The organism is Psychrobacter sp. N25K4-3-2, from assembly GCF_015351755.1.
In the GTDB taxonomy this organism is placed as follows: Bacteria; Pseudomonadota; Gammaproteobacteria; order Pseudomonadales; family Moraxellaceae; genus Psychrobacter; species Psychrobacter glaciei.
In genome coordinates this window covers 43,711-61,865 of record NZ_JADKLX010000001.1, presented here as the reverse complement: position 1 = coordinate 61,865, position 18,155 = coordinate 43,711, and the positions used below count along the sequence as shown (strand labels likewise).

Here is an 18,155-nt window from a genome sequence, read left to right as displayed (position 1 = left end):
ATAGACATTCAATATGATTTAGCGTTTAAGCGTCGCCGCTTTTACCTTTGTGTATCGACCACTCTTTACGCAATACCGATAGACTCTCAAATGTCACTAAAATCGTGGCCACCAAGATAATGATGTCCATAATGATAAGTAGCCAATTGCCATCAGTAAAGAAAGTTTTGAGCTGAATCAGCAGTGCAAATACGGTCATAACTAGTAAAAATGATAATGGTGCTAAGGTATACCAGACTGGTTTGCCTTTACGTAACAAGATAACAGTGACAATCATGAGTGTTAGTGCCGCCATTAACTGGTTAGTCGTACCAAATAGTGGCCAGATAATCATACCACCAGCACCATCGATACCACCGGCACCAAATGCCAATAGCAAGCAGCTTCCGACAGCCAATAGTGTTGCGACGACACTTTTATTCAGTACAGGCAACTTGTAAATCTCACCAACTTCTTGGAAGATATAACGTTGCAAACGTACGCCAGTATCCATTGTAGTACCTGCGAATAGTGCAGCCATTACCGTCAGCATCGTCTGTGATAGCACCATATCGATGCCGACGCCCGCATTCAAGATGGTCGCACCGCCATCGATAAAGGCACCAATAGAGCCGTCACCAAATTTTTGGTAAACTGCTTGCCAATCACCAAGAGTAGCAAAACCTGCCGTAGCAGCCAAAATTGCACCCAGTGCCAGCATACCTTCGCCCAGTGCGCCAAAGTAACCAACGAAACGGACGTCTTCTTCTTTATCAATCTGCTTAGAAGTCGTACCTGTCGCGACCAAACCATGGAACCCTGATATCGCACCACAAGCAATTGTGACAAACAATAGCGGCATCAGTGAAGGCGTGCCAATTGGTAATGCAGTATTAATAGCTGGCGCGACAATGTTTGGCGTAGCAATAAAAATAGCAGCATACAGCAGAATCAAACCGACAAATAGCTGCAGGCCATTGATATAATCGCGTGGTTGCAACAGCATCCAGACAGGTAATAATGAGGCGACCGCCGCATAACCAAATAAAATAAGAATCCAGACAGCGTTATCAGGTAAACCCATGACGGTTTCAGGTAACACAATAGGGAACATAGGGCCAAGATAGATCAGCCCATATAGAGCACTTACTCCGATAATTGATACCCAGACCAAATTCATCTTGTAGCGATAAATACACTGTCCAATGATAAAGGCAACCACTAAGGCACCCCAGACTGGTAACACAGCAGATGGGGTTTTGATCATCATATTAGCAATAGCAACACCAAATACAGCATTCACCATTAGTAACAATAAGAAAATAACGACCATCATCAAGCTACGGACACGTGTGCCCATAACATTACCAGCGATAGAGCCAATCGACTGACCTCTATTGCGCATACTCGCCCAAATGGCCGACATATCATGCACACCAGCCATAAAAATAGTGCCCAATACCACCCAAATGATGGCAGGCACCCAGCCCCAAATCACAGCAATAGCAGGTCCGATAATCGGTGCAGCCCCTGCTACTGACGTAAAATGATGCCCCCACAATACATACTTATTGGTAGGCACATAATCTACCCCATCTTTCATTGTATGTGCAGGCGTTGGACGACTGTTGTCCAATGCTAAAATTTTGGTGGCGATAAATTTTGAGTAAAACACGTAGCCGCAGAGCATAGCAGCCACAGCGAATACCAGTACAATAGCACTATTCATCTTATCTCTCCCTAGACAAGTATCGGTAGCCTTATAAGTTCAAGCTTTTTGAATTAAAATATGAAAAATATGCTAAATTAGTATGCGATGATTGACTCAGCTCACCTATCGTTTAGGTAAATCCTAGCAATTTGTAAAACTATTGCCAATCAACAAAGTCATGCAAAAGTCATGTATTTTATAACTAGGGCATTTCACTAATTCGCATCTCGTGTGATGAGCCTGAGATTAAAGACTTTGTTTAAATAATAACCGATTTGACGATAAATGTAATGCTAGTAAGACATAAAAAACAACAAATAAAGGAAGTATCATGGAACATTATTTTGGATTCGTACCTTCAGATAAATTAAAAGCATTAATCATTGAGGCCGAGCAAGTCATTGCTTCAAATGAGCAAGTGGATTATTACCCGTATCGCGATGCGCTCACGCATCAGACGGCTCGCGACCTTACAGATAACTTATTGGTTGGCTTGGTAGATATTATTCCTAATCCCGAGCGTCAAGCCTCTATGCGAAAAATTGTTGTAACGATTGAGCGTGCGACCGATACCCTACTCAATATTTTATTGGGTAAAGAGAACAATGAAGAAGTGCTTCCTAGCTTTCATTTCTTAAGGGATCGTGCCACATTTATCGACAATGAAGGTGTCAAGCGTATAGGTTTCAAATTGTCAGACTCAGATGCAAAAACCATCGATGAAGGTTTTGCCGCTATTACACCTGAGCATGTGGATAGAGCGAAGTTCAAAACAGCACTCGAAACTGTGAATGAAGAGACGCTTACCCACTTTGTCAGTCGCTTTGCTGAAACGCTGAAGCTTGGCATGATTAAACGTAAGTCTGTGCCAGTTGCCAAAGCCGCCATTGATAAAGGAATGAGTATGGCGTTGAACAAGTTATTGCCGGACCTACCTGATACATCACTGAATCGTTTGGCCAATTATTACCGTCCATTCATTGTAAAAAAGCCATCATAATAAAATTTATATTCTTATTAAAAAGGTAGTGTTGGGCAAATTTGCTAAAATTTGCTAAAATAGGTGGCACTTTTATCCAAGGCGCAACTCATGACCCAAATTAGTAATCAAGAAATTGAAAAAACCCTACGCAACTCAGAGTGCCTTATCAGCAGTATCGAAGTAGCCGCTGCTTATGAGCGCCTTGCAGCGCAGCTCAACCTACATTATGTGGGTTTAAACCCAATCGTTATGGTCGTTATGAACGGTGGTCTTATCCCAGCCGGTCAACTGCTTACTCACCTTACTTTCTATCATCGCATGCATTATATCCATGCCTCACGCTATCGTGATAACGAAGGTACCAGTGAGCTTGATTGGAAATTTAAGCCTGATGTTAGCATCGAAGGCGAACACGTTTTATTGATTGATGATATTTTTGACGAAGGCATCACTCTAAAAGCCATCGTTGAAGAACTGGGTAAAGAAAAGCCATTGTCTATCGAGTCTTGCGTCCTACTCAATAAGCAACACGATCGTAAAGTTGCCGGTTTTGACGTTGATTTTGTGGGTATTGATGTTGCAGACCGTTATGTTTATGGTTGTGGTATGGACTTTCATGGCTACTTGCGCCATCTGCCTGGTATCTATGCAATCAAAGAAGGCAAAATTTAAGTCTTATACTTTAAATGCTTAAAAATATTTGAGTTATAAAAAAGCATCCAAATTGGATGCTTTTTTATTGCTTAGATTTTATGACTTATACAATGCTCGTATTTTTTCTGTAGGTAGTATGCCTGTATCAGTAACCGTGAAGAAATAATCGAGTTGCCAATTCTGAGTCTTTAAAGCCGTATTACTGGTTGGCTTATCCCAGCTAGGATAGACCCTTATGCCCATCTTACCTTTTGTAGAATGAGACTGAAGGATATTATGCTTAAGCAAGACATGCTTCGGAAAAACAAACTGACCAAATGTATGATTGTCTTTAAATGTCGTGATTACTAACAAGTCTGGTGACTGATCATATTGGAAAGGTTGATTAATGCCTGTGGTGTCCTTTTCCCAAAAGGTAACGAACTGCCCTATTTTGGTAGTTGTTTGCTTAGCCACTCTACCTCTAGCTGTTTTAATAGCCGACCGAGAGGATAAGGTAAATAATCCTGCTGCGTATTCAGAGTTTTGTACCTCCTGTTTAATCGAGGATACAATGAATTGGTGAGGCTCATAAATGATTTCATTGATATGATCTAGCACACTATCAAAGGTATGCAACTTTAGCCCTCCTTTTATATATCTTGTACTTTCATATCCTGTAATACTTATCTATTAAAGCTTAGAAAACTGTAATGCCAAGCCCGTATGGCGCTCAGTTGGTGTTTTGACAGCGCGTTCGAAAGCTTGCTTGGTACTATAAATGGTCACTTGTTTCTTAGCACGAGTCACTGCTGTATAGATAAGCTCTTTACTCAGTAATCTTTCATGACTATTATCAAAAGTAATCGCTACATGATCAAACTCAGACCCCTGCGACTTATGAATAGTCATGGCATATGCGGTGGCGATGACTTCTTCATTCAGTAAATTGACCGCAATTCCCTGTGTTTTATTCTCAAAAAACACTTCTAGTCGGGTTCTATCATCGCTGGTCTGCAAACAAAAACCAATATCACCATTAAATAGCCCAAGCTCATAGTTGTTTTGTAAAACCATAACAGGTCGACCATGGAACCATGTGTTTTGACCCAATAGTAGCTTTAGCTCAGCAAGATGCCACTGGGTAAGGTAGTTATTAATATAATGATCGCCCCACTCACCATTATGACCAGCGCTTAAGACTCTAAATTGGTTAAATATTTTCATTAATAACGTAATAGTACCTTCAACTGAATTTGGCACGGATTTTTCCATTGGATTTTCCAGTAAATTTTGAATTTTATTTATGTATGGATTGTAATTATGGGTAATTTTTAATAATAAATTTTTATTGCTTAGGCTATTTTCTTTTTTATCATTTAATATAGACTCCGTTTGCAGCGTATTGACATATTGAAAGCTCAACGCTTCATCTTGTCTTAACAACTTCCAAATGGCTTGTGTATCTACCTCTACTTTATTAATTTGAGAGGCAAGCTTTCCTATTCCCGACTCTGCGCTAAATCGCCGGCTTTCGGTTAGTTCTGCATGAATGGCTTGTAGTCGTGGAATACGACAGAGATCAGCCAATACAGCCCCTGCATCTACTGCTGCTAACTGGTTCGCATCGCCCAATAATATCAGCCTTGCACCTGGTTTTACCGCACTCACAAGATAATTGGCCAACTCGACCCCGAGCATCGATGCTTCATCAACGATGATAATATCTTCACCTAATGGATTATCAGCATTGTAACGAGGTCTACCTGTCCGCCCAATGCCTAACAAGCGATGAATGGTTTTTGCCTCTTGCAACTGTAGTTCTACATTTGCCGCATCTAAAGCCGCTTGTAAAGACTCCTGCATTCTTTGAGCAGCCTTACCAGTAGGTGCTGCCAATGCCAAACTGGCACTGTCCGTACTGAACCGAATATGCTCAGCCCCATCCCCCCCACTCTTTGTCGCTTGCTGCAGCGCAATGACCAATTGAGCCACGGTATATGTTTTACCTGTGCCTGGACCACCAGTAATAATACTAAACGCATTATTATTCGCGACATTGATTGCTTTCACTTGGTGCTTATGAAGGTTTTCAGGCATTGCTATCTGCAAAGGGCTTACCTGCTGATTTAAGATATTGTTGATATTTTTTGCTAAATTAAACTCTGCCTGCCAAGCACGGTGTAACCAAAAGGTGGCCGATATTTTTGTCTCATTGTCTTTTTCGACTCTTTGCATTTGGTACATGATAGGTTTATTTTTACTTAGGCTATTTTGCTTATTATTACTATCAGTATTCGCATCAACATTAGCAAATAAAGTATTCTCATGAATTGACTGAACGAAAGCAACTGAGTCACTATTTTTCAAACGCTGATATAACGTAGCTATTGCATCAAACCGTTTGACCAGCATCTCTTTTTCATAGTTGCTAAGTGCTAGCTGCGCCCATAGCTGAGCTCGTTTACTAAACAAAGCATCTAATGAGCCAAATAATGACAGCTCAATTGAAGAGTCATCTTCTGATGGCGCGTTTATTTTAGCGTCCATTAATGCGAGTATTGGCGTTGCCATCATCTCTAGTAAGTTCTGCTGCCACGCATATAGTGCGACCAACTCACCATTAATTTGACCTTGTAGCGGCGTATCATGCTCCGCTGCCTCAATGGTCAATACAGTATGGCCCTCTTCCAAATGAGTGGCCAACATAACGAATAAAGCCGTAAATAAGTCATTGTTTTCCGACTTATTGATTCTTTTGCTCTCATCATTCGTCTTTGCATCTACCGCGTCATATGCTACATGGGTTTGCTGACGGCGTAGCAAAATATAATCACTGAGACTACTTGCCCAGCTCTCTTGTAAGCTGATGGCTGACTTGTTCTTATTGTTATTATTACTCATCGTGTGCTTGTCTCTTTTTGGTCTGATTAAATGTTATAACAATATTTGCCCATTTAATTGTCATATTAAGTTTATTAATCTGGCGTGCCAAATAGTGCATCTAAACCTTTGATAAAGTCGATGGGAATATCCCAAGTGACCAATCCATAGCAGCCATGATTTTTTATACTGCTACTAGGCGTATCAGCACCTTGTGATACAGTAGTAGATGCTTGAGCATTTGGGTCATATACACCTCTCAAAAACACGTACTCTACAGCGCCTAAGTACTTATCTTCGTTACCCGTATAATCACTGATTCTCATGGCAAGGAACCGATGTAAAGCCACTTGATAAATCGCTGCTTGTAGCCAATACCCTGCTTTGGACATTGCTTGCTTTAGCGTACTTTCATTATAATCGCTTAGGCTATTTCCTAAAAAGTTGCTCTTATAATCGACCACATAATACTTGCCAGCATGCTCATATACTAAGTCAATCTCACCACGCAAATAACGATATAGATGTGCTTTGTTTTGTGGCACTAAAATGACGTGCTTATCTGTCTCATCAGGTAAATACTGTTGGAAAAGCTTACTAATATCCTGTGCTCTAAACCTTTCTGACAGCCCCATGTTGAACTCTAACTCAGCAAATCGCTTACCTTTATTAAGAGTAATCAAAGGTTGATTAGAAGATAATAATGGCGCATGTAACACTTCTTCAATCCAATTGATTAACGCTTCATGCTTCGTTGTATCTATTGAATCGAAATCAATGACACCGTTGATTCCTTTCTTCCTTCCTTGTGATCTGCGGCTCTGTTGTTCAGCACTACTATATATGAGCGGCAACTGATAGCTACTAATCGCTCTATCAATCACCTGAGACCACTGCGATTTATTATTGAAATCAATTTTTTCAAATATTTCATGCAAAAACGTACCGGCATTGGCGCCTTTGACAAAAGTAAAACGAATATCATCCTCTGACTTGAGACTGAGTTCACTGTTTTGTTCTCTAAATTCATCGTTATTAAGTAAAGAGATATCCGAAACTGTAGACTCTGTCATATCAATGTCTATCGCATCATCAATACGCTCATCCACTATCGCCATTGCTTGTGTAGATTCATCTAGCTGACGTGCTAAGGCGGTAAAGCTGGTCTTAGCCCAACCATAAAAATAATTGGTTTTCATCACCTCTGCAAAGGGCGCGTACTCAATAGATTCTGTTGTAGGCTTATGAGTATTTGATTTGGTGGCGACCAGTTGAACATTATCATTTACGCCTGCTGAGTTAGCATCATTGCTTGCGTAATTATTGTCATAAAACTCATTAACTTTATGACCTCTAAGCATACCTACAATGCCTTTGAGCCTGTCAGGTAGCTCGAACTTTGCTTCTGGCGATTCAAACCAATAAAACACTGGCTTTAGCTCAAACCCTGTCTTGTTACTCGGATCTCGCAGCACAACATAAAGCTGCTCACTGGCTCGAGTAAATGCCACATAACCAAGCCGTCTTATCTCATCAAAACCCTCCTGTGTCTCGATATCGGTATAGTAACCCTCATCCGTGGCAGAGCCTTGCAGTGGTGAGAAGCGGCGCTGATTTCCTGTTGATTGACTGTCTAGCGACTGCTGTACTTCTATCGACTGCCGCACTAGCGCTGAAGGCGCTTGTTGCGCGTTGTATAGATACAGCCCATAGTCTTCCTTATTGCCAGACTTCCTGCTGGCATCACCCATTCCCAATACATAGACAATAGGGAACTCAAGTCCTTTTGACTTATGAATGGTCATCAGTTGCACGCCAGATTCTGTCGGTAGCGGATATTGCTTAGCCCAATCACTGCTGGGTGCTGCATCTATATGCTGCCTGAACCACGCCAGTAGCTCATGCTCACCCATACCGAGGCCGTACTGCGCCAAGATATCCATCACATGACGCAAGTCCATGATATGACGGTCACCTTCTGGATGAGCAGCTAAGGCCTGCCATACGCCTTGCGGCTGCACGGGACTTTTATCTAATAAATAATGTAGCGCCGATAATATGCCAAAGTGCTGCCAACGCTGTGCACCTTCTTTTAGATAGGTAATAAAGTCTTGATAGCTTTTTTTAGTATCAGTAGCTTCATTAGCTGAGAAGTCTTTCGAATTAGAATGGTTTGCATGGAAGCTTGTTGTACTACTGCCCTCAGTAATGCCTGACTCATGGTCTGTCATCATGGCTTTGATGTTTTTAATACTCAGTCCATATAGATGACTGGTCAACACCCGATTAATCATGTCATGACGATATGGGTACAGCATGGCACTCAGTAGCGCCGCCACATCTTCTGCCATAATAGTCTCAAAGATACTGACGTCACTGGTGGTCAAGGTCGGCACATTAAGTTTTACCAGCTCATCTTCGACCCTTTTCAGATCTTTTTTGGCACGTGCCAGCACCCCAATATCACTCGGCTGAATCGGCTTACCTTTAAGTGTCTGACCACTATTAAGCAAAGTGGCTATATGGCGAGCTGTTATTTCATGCTCATCGTAATCAAACTCTTTGTCCTTGTCATAAGGCAGGTGTAATAAGCTCACTGGCTGAGCAGAAAGCACCTCTGTCACCAGTACATCATCCAGCCTATCTGACGCATTAAACCAAGACAGCTCATATTCCGGTTTTGCTGCTTTGATATGTTGGTAGTGAATACCAGCACCTAGCTGCGACAGTTTATTCTCAGTAGTTGTTGCATTCGCCATACCAAACCAACAGTTCAATGCGTTAATCACACCGGCATTTGAACGGCGATTGATATCAAGCGTCCAAAGGGCGCTTTTATCAAACTGAGCTTTCATGTAGTTGTAGTTGGCTACATCGCCACCACGAAACCCATAAATAGCCTGTTTGGGATCACCAACCAATAGCAGAAACTCATGATTGGCTTTCTTAGTGGTTGACTGCTTGTCATTGTCCGACTGTTTACGCTTATTCTTTGGCAAATAAATGCTTTCAATCATAATGGCTTGCTCGCCATTGATATCTTGCGACTCGTCAATCAATGCCACAGGATAGTGATGACGAATATAACGCGCCAGCTTGTCTCCTTGGCGACCAGTTAGCGCTTGGTTTAAGCGTACCATTTGTAGACTAAAAGTCGTCTCGCCACGCTCTTCCAAAATAACTGGCAGTCTATTACGCACAGCCAGCACAATATGACGGTTAAGATTGGCTAATACCAACAAAATATGCTGATTTAAACTATCAAGCATGTCTAAGATAGCCATTAACTTACTAATGGTCTCTAACTCAAAAAGCGTCTGATGCTCTTTTTCTTTATTCTTATTAAAGTGCTTAATTTTGCCATCTTCATCGGGATATCTAGAATCCTGCAATGATGTCAGAATCTTATTCTCGCTTTCATTTAAATAGCTATTAAATGTCAGCTGATACTGCGATATCTTTTGATGCACCTCGATAATGGCATCAAACTGTTTAAATAAGTTAGAACGTCCATTGAAGCCTTGAGACTTTCTATAATCAGGATTTAAATAAGGCTGGATATCGGCTAAATCTAACTGAGAAAACTCATTGATTAGCTTCTCGTATGCATCAAAGTCAAAGCTTTTCTCAATCCTTATATCATCAATCGGCGCAGAGATAAAATTAAGCGAGCGAGTCACATATTTCTTATGATCGCCTACTGCAGACAGCTTACCTTGCTGATCCATTAGCGCGTAAAGTTTAGGCTGCTCATAGTATAAGCGGCTCTGAAACTGACGCAGCTCATCATGAACAATGCTATCGGTAACTTGTTCAATACTGCTGTCTTCAATAATGCCCATGCCCTGCTGGTGACCAGTCTCGCTACTGTACTCCGTCAACCATTTTTGCGCCAAGCTATCGAGCGTACCTACAAATAGCTTATCCAAGGTGGTTAGTACCAATGCGGTACGTCTGATAGCTTCAGCCATTGGGTAACTGTATACGTGATCTAGCAAATAACCGACGAGATGCAGGTTGATAGGATCTTGCATAATGCCATCTAAGCGCACATATTTGGCCTGATTAACCAACCAATCTTCACGGTCTTTCGTTGCTTGTTGACGTTTCTCAGCCGCCACTTGCTTATCAGCAGCAAGGTCTTGATTTAAATCATCAATGCCTGTTTCAACGTTTGCATCTACATCTGAATTACTGCCTACTTGTGCGTCTTTATTACTCTCAGGCATGACTTGTAGTATGTTTGGATAGAGACTCTCTTTATTGCTAGTATCAGCACTTAGGCTATTGACCCATTGTAATAGCTGATAAAAATCTACCAAACGATCGTGGATACGCTGACGCATTTCGGCAGCGGCAGCTCGAGTAAAAGTCGTAGCAATGATTTGCTCTGGCGCACGTCGCGCTTCGATCAGTAGGCGCAGTACAATACCAGTCAGCGTCCAAGTCTTACCCGTGCCCGCTGAGGCTTCAATCAGGTGTTTACCCGTCAGATCAACATCAACTGCCGGTATGACATCATTTTTACGTTCAGGCACAGCAGATAAAGTCAGCTCATCTGAATATTCATCAAATAAATTCGGTTGTGTAGACGAGTCAATGGTATTAGCTGGTTCGATGAAGTCTGTCATATGGGCGCATACTTTTAATTATTATTTATTAGGGCGTATCTTCAATTCACTCGATAGTTATCTAAATGGGCTAAAAACAGCTAAATTTTGCCAAACATCGTCAAACAGCTGGTTAATATCCCGATATTATCTGCACTACTTTCCTCGTTTGACGGCAATTTATCTCATTTTTATCACCATTTTTGAAATGAAGACACGCCCTAGAACAAGATAGCAAAAATTAATTAGGGGCTGCTCTAGATAATGGGCTAACCATCTAAGTTAGTTAACGCATTAAACATCGGCTCATACAGTGGCTGCGCTAATGTAGTCAGAGCTGCTGACAAAGCCTTAAACGCATCTTGGTCACGCAGTACATATTGCCAAATTGCATGCTGCGAACAAGTATCATATACCGTATCTGAATTGTAGTTAGGTCTTAACCAGTCTGAGAAGTCGGCACGTTTTGGCCAATAGCTATTACCGGCACCTTCTTCAGGCTTTAGATACTTATCAAGGTAATTAAGTGCATATTCTGGCAGTAACGTAATAGGTACTTGACCCGTTAACTTACCAAAAATAGCCCATTTTATCAGCTCAATTACTGCGTCTTCATACACGATCGGGCTTAGTTTAAATGCGATTACATCTTTATAGTTACTAACTTGCGAGCTGGGCTTATTAAAGCGCCAAATACTCACGCCATCATTTAATACCACTTGCTCGGCAGTGGTACGTCTGGCCACTTGCCAATACAAATGTGACAACCAAAACTTAAGTAAATGCCTAGGGCTGGCAGAATTGGGCAATATGTTTAACCATTGCTTAGGCGATTGCTGAGCATAAGGCACGCCTGCCTGAATATGAGAGTGACTGTTATGCGCATCTGTCGGCACTGATATTGGTGCTAATATTGGTACTGAGCCCTTTATCTTAATAACTTTCGGCAGCAGCTTAAGCAGTGTCTCTATATCCTCTATATCCTCTATATCCTCTATATCCTCTATATCCTCTATATCCTCTATATCCTCTATATCCTCTATATCCTCTATATCCTCTATATCCTCTATATCCTCTATATTCGTCTGATTGCTTGACTCATTATCCATGCTACTCAGTATATTTTTTAGCTCTATCTGAACAGGGTGCTCGGCGGTTGGTGTCAGTAGCTGTAATACTGTAGCGCTATCTGCTCCACTCTCGTTGAGAATACTGCTCTCATCAAAGCCATTAGCAATTAATTGTTCTTTGAACTCCAAGCATTGTTGTTGCAGTTTCTTTTGTTGATTGGGTAGCGTGGTCTGGCGAGCGACACCAGCAGGCATAATTTTTTGATACATCAGAATTGGAGTGGTACTTTCAGCCTTTATATGACCGCTATCTGCCTCAGTCTTATCAGCGACCAACTGCTTGATCAAATGGTCTTTGATTTTATAGGTAGTCAAACTGTCTAAAAATAATGGCTCTTGATGCGACAGAGCTTCTTCACCTTGTACCACATGCACTTTTTGAGACCGTAAGAACGCTTTGGCAGGATGGCGCACTTGGTAAGCCAATACCCCTTCAATGTCTATCTCTCCAATATTAAATACGCTATCAGATAAAGCTTGGATGAGCGCCTCTGTCATGCTACTAACATTGCTAGTATCAACAACTGTATCTAGCGCTAGCATATCAGCCAATGTAGACAAGGTTTGATTGTCTACTTGACCTAGCTGACCCAAGCCTTGACCTAGCACCTGAGCAATTGACTCATATTGTGCTTTTGTGGGTAAGCCAACCAGTTGCATCTGCTCACTCGCCACTCGCCCTTTCAATGTATCAAACACCGCTTGCCAAAGCGGCGCAGGCGGAAACTGTTTTTTCTGAGCCAGTTTGGTTTTGCGCATGGCTGTATTTAATAGAGCATCCAATTCATCAATCATATCAACAGGACTTGAATCCTGGGCATTGATATTAACGTTGGCATTGGCATTAGCATTGTCATCAATATCAGGAGACACTTGCTCAAAAATATCAGCGCCTTCAATTTCTGTCTCAAACAGACTCTCATGAAAAGGCAGTGCAGGATGCTCAGTTACTAGCCACTGCTTAATCAATTTAGGCAAATAGCGTTTGAGACTCTCGGTGTTGGGGTCAATATCCTTAGGTAATGTCTCAAGCGAGTTCACCTGCCATTGCACCTCACCTTGCAAGAATTGCAATAGCTCACTCACTGGATTGGCGGGCAGATGCTCATGCGTGTCCGTCAAGCTTTGACCATTGTAAAACATCCAGCAAGCACTGCGCGCGCACAGTAGCGCATCCAAAAATGCGCCGTTGTCATCATCTTCACTGACTCTGTCACCGCGGCGAGCATTGGTCGCTTTCATCAAATCATAGCGGTTATCACGATCACGCCCAGGAAACTCAGAGAGATTCATATTGAGCATAACCACCAACTCAAATGGCACATTTCTTAGTGCACCGAATCGACCAAAGGTAATTACTCCCGTTGGCTCAGCACTGACCTGCTGACTTTCAAGCTCGTTTTCGATACTGTCTAGCATAAAGCTCAGCTTGAGCGGCAATTGCTCCACACCTGCCAGCCTCTGTTCTACTTCTCTGTTGTCGATATCACCACTAGCGTACTGCCTATAGTGACGATTGGCTCGCAGACTGGACTTAAAACCATTCATTGCGTTGTAAATGGCGCGCATAGTACGCGTTTGGTCCACATCGCCAAAGTAGCGATGGATAACTTGTGTTTCAATCTGATCGAGCCAATCTTCCGCTTTCATTTTTTGTGTATGGTCATCGCGACGTGCAACCAAACCAGTATAAATGCGGCAAAGCGCTTCAACAATCAGCGCATCATTTAGGCTCACTTGTGGTAGCGGCAAAGTCATTTCTGGCAACGCAGTGCTTGGCCATTCATCCTCATCTAAAGGATACAAGCAATCGCTCAACTCAGCCTCTGGCATGACCAGACCTAGGGTCAATCTGTCTAACGCTTGCGCAAAGCTAAAGCGATAGTCATAGTCATTACTATCCAAAGTTTGCTTAAGATGCAGCTCGTCAAAACCGCGAATAAAGCCTGCCTCTACCAACAAATCACAGCCACGGCTCATTTGTTCATGAGTCAGTCCAAAGCTTTCAAATAAAGGTGGTAACATGAGCCAGTCTAAGACTTCAGCTGCTTCAAAACGAGCGCTATGACTACCCAATAGTTTGTAAAAACCGATAATGGCTTCCCATAACTGGCGAATATCAGCATCAACAACACCAGTCACTTTAGCAGGCAAGGTCAAACCATCCTGACCTTTACCGTTGACAAAGATAGAACCAATTAGTGCATGATGACGTTCAACATCGGGTAGCAGCACAACAATGTCAGAGATATGACGTTTCTTTTCACCTAGTTTGATAGGTTCGTTCAACCAACGGCCAATCATAATACGCAACACTTCAAGCTGACGCTGCAAACTATGACACGAATGAATGCTTAGGCTATTATCTTGCGAAGAAATTGCCCAAAAACGGTCTTTTTCAAAGCGCTTATTCTCTAACGCTTCATCTTCATACCAAGCCGTTTCTGGCTTCTCTTCATCAAAGTTTGGCTCTATTTGTTGACTTACCGCTTGCGAGACTGTAGCAGCCGTTGCTTGCTGGGTCGATTGCTCATCAAGCATCAACACATCGTTCTGTAAACGCCTTAACAAACTTGGACTATTTTGAGTACTACTAGCATCATCAATATACTCAGCAGCAACCTCATCATTGAAACCACTATCAAAATTATCTTGCCATTCAACCAGTGCATCGTCGTACTGCTCATTACCAGACAAGTTAGCAAGCATTGCAAAAGCATCACGCGATTGCTTCCCTAGACGCGACAACAAACTGTGACCGTAATCACGCAAAAACACACTCTCAGGATTAATAATCTGCTGACGCTGTAACCATGATTTATCGACGATATCCGCCCAAAATAGCTTTGATGGATTATAATGTAATAGCGTGATATTCATGTATTGCGACAGGCGCTGTAGAAAGTCTAGCTCGGTCTGTGGCAGTTGCTGGATGGTAAAGATACGCAGTATGGTTGGCAACTGGTCACGCTCATTCGCCTTGTTATCTTTTAAGGCCGACCAGAACGCACGCTCCAGTGCCACGCGGTGTAGATGAACATCGGCGAACAAATGCGACCATAAAAAACGTTGGGCAACTTCCAACTCAACATAATGCTCGACCAACCACTCAGGCGTGCCGCGCGCATATTTATCAAAGCGCAGTGACAGTGCATCTTTATCCGCTATCAACTCATCCACATTCAGCGGTTTATTATGTGACCATAGCGCCAGCCAATCCTCACGATGGGTCAAGTAGCGGTTAAACACCCTTGCCAAATCGCTTGCCAACTGCCAAATACGGGCATCTTGTTGCGCCTTATCCTGTCGCACATTGTCCTGCTGAGCATCTGCCTGCGGTTCATCAATCAAAGACGCCAGTAATGGATGAACCGGATGCTTCTCATCTTTAACAATCGACTCTTGATAGTAAGTCAAATACCCAAACAATCGCCATTGCATTACTGTCGGTGACAACACCGCCACTTCGGGCACGTTTAGAGTTTCCGCTTCAGGATTTTGCGCTAATAAAGAAGCGTTATGGCGGGTTAATACATCTTGCATCAGCGTCCATTGATACTGACCCCAGAACTTAGTACGCACCAATGTACTAATGCCAGCGCGACTGGCAATAGTCTTATCCAACCAATCGCCCAATACCATTGAGGGTACAATGACAATAAAAGGCTCAAAAACAGGCTGATCCTTGGACTGGTATTGTACAAGCAGTTGATCAACAAGGTTTTCGGTACGGTGCGACTGAATAATAGTGAACATAGACAATAATCTGATTGGAATAAGGGTGAGATACTAAGATTGATAAAAAAGGTTTAACTTATAGATGGGATGTCTGTATCCAATTTCAAAAACGCTATAAAACGTCCAGACAAAACAAAAATCAATACTCATCAATCCATGTTTGATGGTCGTTACTGTTATGCATTTCTGCTAGCATGAGGGCCATAAACAAAAACAACCATAGTAGCAAATTCTACATATCCATTGATGACGTTGACATGCCGAATTCGCTATCAGTGTGCCATTGATGGTTATCGTTTACTAGTGTAGAGCCGACATTATAATAAGCTTGCGACACTTAGTGTCGTTTTATACTATCATTCATATTTATTATGAAATAATTTCATTGCGGTTTTTAAATTGGCCTTTACAACCTGTATATAAATAACACTTTCTATTGACGAGATTACTTAATATTATGCCATTGCGTCCCATTGATGCCATTTTTGTCCATCCAAAACAACGCTTATACGTCGTGTATTATCGCGGTGAGTTGTGGCAATTGCCACGTATGAAAATCGATGACAGATCATGGCAGAACAGACGACCCTATAAGGATGATAGTAGCTCACTTTATCTGAGTATTCATCAAGCTATCAGCGATCCTCTACTTGCGCAGAAATTGAGAACGCTAGATCTGCCTGTGGCGGTACGTGGTAGCACATTGCCACGTTTTGAAGCATGGTGGGAGGCACATGGGTTTAAATGGTTAAAAGACAGACTATTAACAGGTGAATCACCATTAGCAGCGCATACTGAGACAGGCGCTATCAGCAATGGCGAAACTGACTCTACTGCACCGCTAAACAGCAAGTCACCCTCAGTCAATAACAAGAGCACTGGACAGCAGAGCCGTGTACAAAATAGCAATACCAAAAAAGCACGCAAACAAGATGATAACTTGCAAGCAACGGATGTGTTTGCTGATATGCTGGCAGACTTGGTAGAAGAGGTCTTGTATAAATAGCTTTATATTTAGCAGAAAATCACTCACTATATGCCATTTGAAGATTTAATTAAATCCACTAAAACAAGAACGATAATATATGAAAGACTACAAGCTGCTATTGGCTGGCCTGCTTTTGCTGCTGCTGATTATACTTATCGCTGTCTTTACTTGGCTGTGGAGTAGCAATCGTAAAAACATAGACCCGCTGCCCATTATGGCAAGCGAGAATGAGCCAATGGCTGGGGCAACGGAAGACGATGCTAAAACTACCACCGATAGCACTTTGTATTTGCAAGTAGAGGACAGTTTGCAAACCCCACTAGACCATGTTATCGCTCGCTTTAAAACCCGCTATCCGCATGTGCAGGTGTTGGCAAGCTATGTACCTTCGAGAGCGCTTTTGACTTTGCCAGAGGGCGATACTAATGGCACGTCTGTTATCAACAATACCGATATAATTATTGCTGATGATGGCTTGTCAGCCGAGCGACTGTCACCCTTACAAACCCAGATCGACGTCGAGCAAGGTAAGCACAACCAGCGCAAAGCTAAGACTGATAGTACCGCTAAAGATAACTCTGATAGTGTGAAAGCAAATAAAATTGCAGTAACGGATAATACTGAAGCACGTCGCCTGAATTCTTTCAGCTATGCGTTAAAAGACGAGCATGCGCTTGATGGCGTTATTTTGACACACAACCCTACAGCGATCGGCTTTCGTAACTTTTTACTTTCGAGTGTAGGGCAAGACATATTGAAGAAATATGATTATGAAAACATCAGTGGCTACAAAAACAGCGTAAATGACTTGTTCAAACCAACATCACGGGCAAAAAAAGCAACAGGCAACAACCCAGTAGATGTCTCTGATGCCCTGAGCAACAGCGAATAAATTTAAATTGTCTCTATTTGTCTTTTCTTCATTGCTTTTGTACAGGCTTTTTTTTACAATAGCACTCCATAATGCGCCTATAGCTCAACAGGATAGAGCAGTTGCCTCCTAAGCGATCGATCCGAGTTCGAGTCTTGGTGGGCGCACCACATGAATATTATCAGAAGCAATCAAAAGACCCCATAGCCTATACGCTGTGGGGTCTTTTGATTGCTTAATATATCACATCACAACTTTATATAACTTACGATACCTTTGCATAACAGGGTTAAATTATCACAATACCGTTTTTCGAACTCAAAAGGTGACACCTAACCAATCGTACTATGCAGTCGTTTTTTATTGAACCAACCTACCCACTCAAGAGTTGCCAGTTCAGCATCATTAACCCCATTCCAGCTCTCTTTTAAATAATGCATCACCTCAGACTTATAAAGCCCGTCGACCGTTTCAGCCAATGCATTGTCATATGAATCGCCAGTCGTGCCGACAGAAGCGATAATTCCAGAGTCAGTCATACTAGAAGTGTAGCGGATGGATAGTCGCCTGCTACCTCTATCAACATGCGAACGGCGCGTTCTTTAATCTCAGGAGTGTAGGTTTGTCTCT

The 18,155-nt window shown here is 42.2% G+C and carries 9 protein-coding genes, 1 tRNA gene and 1 pseudogene; 5 read left to right on the top strand and 6 right to left on the bottom strand.

All coding sequences use genetic code 11. The features are described from left to right. Positions 1 to 25: 25 nt before the first annotated feature. Positions 26 to 1,708, bottom strand: a complete 1,683-nt coding sequence (locus IOD06_RS00235) for a carbon starvation protein A (RefSeq protein ID WP_189582126.1) — start codon at positions 1,706 to 1,708, stop codon at positions 26 to 28. 313 nt (positions 1,709 to 2,021) lie between these two features. Here IOD06_RS00235 and IOD06_RS00230 point away from each other — a divergent pair, with 313 nt between their 5' ends. Further along, positions 2,022 to 2,690, top strand: coding sequence for a hypothetical protein (locus IOD06_RS00230; protein WP_189582129.1), 669 nt, complete (start codon positions 2,022 to 2,024; stop codon positions 2,688 to 2,690). 90 nt (positions 2,691 to 2,780) lie between these two features. Continuing rightward, positions 2,781 to 3,344: a hypoxanthine-guanine phosphoribosyltransferase gene (locus tag IOD06_RS00225; RefSeq protein ID WP_194618445.1), complete on the top strand. Its 564-nt coding sequence runs from the start codon at positions 2,781 to 2,783 to the stop codon at positions 3,342 to 3,344. A 78-nt stretch (positions 3,345 to 3,422) separates the two neighbouring features. Here IOD06_RS00225 and IOD06_RS00220 read toward each other — a convergent pair whose 3' ends face one another. The 4 genes from IOD06_RS00220 to IOD06_RS00205 all read right to left on the bottom strand — a co-directional run bounded on the left by IOD06_RS00220 (position 3,423) and on the right by IOD06_RS00205 (position 15,684). Then, positions 3,423 to 3,944: a MepB family protein gene (locus IOD06_RS00220; protein ID WP_194618443.1), complete on the bottom strand. Its 522-nt coding sequence runs from the start codon at positions 3,942 to 3,944 to the stop codon at positions 3,423 to 3,425. Positions 3,945 to 3,998: 54 nt separating this feature from the next. Beyond that, positions 3,999 to 6,209: an exodeoxyribonuclease V subunit alpha gene (gene recD, locus IOD06_RS00215; RefSeq protein ID WP_194618442.1), complete on the bottom strand. Its 2,211-nt coding sequence runs from the start codon at positions 6,207 to 6,209 to the stop codon at positions 3,999 to 4,001. Positions 6,210 to 6,283: 74 nt separating this feature from the next. Next, positions 6,284 to 10,819: a UvrD-helicase domain-containing protein gene (locus IOD06_RS00210; RefSeq protein ID WP_194618440.1), complete on the bottom strand. Its 4,536-nt coding sequence runs from the start codon at positions 10,817 to 10,819 to the stop codon at positions 6,284 to 6,286. A gap of 248 nt (positions 10,820 to 11,067) precedes the next feature. Beyond that, entirely contained in the window at positions 11,068 to 15,684 is a 4,617-nt protein-coding gene (locus tag IOD06_RS00205; protein WP_194618438.1) for an exodeoxyribonuclease V subunit gamma, read from the bottom strand. Between the two features lie 439 nt (positions 15,685 to 16,123). Here IOD06_RS00205 and IOD06_RS00200 point away from each other — a divergent pair, with 439 nt between their 5' ends. From IOD06_RS00200 to IOD06_RS00190, 3 genes are all read left to right on the top strand, one after another. After that, positions 16,124 to 16,672 (top strand): hypothetical protein, encoded by a 549-nt coding sequence (locus IOD06_RS00200; protein ID WP_194618436.1) that lies wholly within the window; start codon positions 16,124 to 16,126, stop codon positions 16,670 to 16,672. Between the two features lie 79 nt (positions 16,673 to 16,751). After that, on the top strand, positions 16,752 to 17,546 hold the full coding sequence (locus tag IOD06_RS00195; RefSeq protein WP_194618434.1) for a hypothetical protein: 795 nt from the start codon (positions 16,752 to 16,754) through the stop codon (positions 17,544 to 17,546). A gap of 73 nt (positions 17,547 to 17,619) precedes the next feature. After that, positions 17,620 to 17,695 (top strand) — tRNA-Arg (locus tag IOD06_RS00190). Positions 17,696 to 17,860: 165 nt separating this feature from the next. Here the strand turns inward: IOD06_RS00190 and IOD06_RS00185 are convergent. Next, positions 17,861 to 18,112 (bottom strand): annotated as a pseudogene (locus tag IOD06_RS00185) (integrase core domain-containing protein); the annotation flags it as partial. Positions 18,113 to 18,155: the final 43 nt, after the last annotated feature.

What these genes read in the sequence shown, in the direction of transcription:
- IOD06_RS00235 (WP_189582126.1), bottom strand. Translation starts at nt 1,708, where the DNA reads ATGAATAGTGCTATTGTACTGGTATTCGCTGTGGCTGCTATGCTCTGC.
- IOD06_RS00230 (WP_189582129.1), top strand. Translation starts at nt 2,022, where the DNA reads ATGGAACATTATTTTGGATTCGTACCTTCAGATAAATTAAAAGCATTA.
- IOD06_RS00225 (WP_194618445.1), top strand. Translation starts at nt 2,781, where the DNA reads ATGACCCAAATTAGTAATCAAGAAATTGAAAAAACCCTACGCAACTCA.
- recD (WP_194618442.1), bottom strand. Translation starts at nt 6,209, where the DNA reads ATGAGTAATAATAACAATAAGAACAAGTCAGCCATCAGCTTACAAGAG.
- IOD06_RS00210 (WP_194618440.1), bottom strand. Translation starts at nt 10,819, where the DNA reads ATGACAGACTTCATCGAACCAGCTAATACCATTGACTCGTCTACACAA.
- IOD06_RS00205 (WP_194618438.1), bottom strand. Translation starts at nt 15,684, where the DNA reads ATGTTCACTATTATTCAGTCGCACCGTACCGAAAACCTTGTTGATCAA.
- IOD06_RS00200 (WP_194618436.1), top strand. Translation starts at nt 16,124, where the DNA reads ATGCCATTGCGTCCCATTGATGCCATTTTTGTCCATCCAAAACAACGC.
- IOD06_RS00195 (WP_194618434.1), top strand. Translation starts at nt 16,752, where the DNA reads ATGAAAGACTACAAGCTGCTATTGGCTGGCCTGCTTTTGCTGCTGCTG.